The sequence below is a fragment of the Rahnella sp. CFA14(1/10) genome (assembly GCF_004195095.1).
In the GTDB taxonomy this organism is placed as follows: Bacteria; Pseudomonadota; Gammaproteobacteria; order Enterobacterales; family Enterobacteriaceae; genus Rahnella; species Rahnella perminowiae.
The window spans coordinates 1-653 of the sequence record NZ_SEWS01000030.1; the positions used below are offsets into that span (position 1 = coordinate 1).

At 51.9% G+C, this 653-nt stretch carries 1 pseudogene; it reads left to right on the plus strand.

Annotated features, from left to right (window positions below):
- Positions 1-623, plus strand: a pseudogene (locus EVX52_RS25095) (IS3-like element ISRaq1 family transposase); the annotation flags it as partial.
- Positions 624-653 lie beyond the last annotated feature (30 nt).

Here is a 653-nt window from a genome sequence, read left to right on the forward strand (position 1 = left end):
ACAAGCGGGTATACCGTATTTACCACCTTAATGGACTGAGCGTAAAACGCAGACGACGCCGTAAAGGGCTGGCGACCGAACGGTTTCCGCTTCTTCGCCCGGATGCGCCGAACCTTACATGGTCGATGGATTTCGTTATGGACGCACTGGTCAACGGTCGCAGGATCAAGTGCCTGACCTGTGTGGATGATTTCACGAAGGAGTGTCTGACGATCACCGCTGCTTTCGGTATTTCAGGCGTTCAGGTCACGCGTATTCTGGACAGCATCGCGTTGTTTCGGGGCTATCCGGCGACAATAAGAACCGATCAGGGCCCGGAATTTACCTGCCGCGCGCTCGATCAATGGGCCTTTGAGCATGGTGTGGAACTACGGCTTATCCAGCCAGGTAAGCCAACGCAGAACGGATTTATTGAGAGTTTTAACGGACGCTTTCGCGATGAGTGTCTGAACGAACACTGGTTCAGCGATATCGTTCACGCCAGGAAAACCATTAACGACTGGAGGCAGGATTATAACGAGTGTCGTCCACATTCGGCACTGAATTATCTGACGCCATCAGAGTTTGCAGCACGGTGGCGAAATGGAAAATGTGAAGGTAAACAAACCGACATTACTAACTGACGGTTGTATCTAATCCTGGGGGCAGGTCAC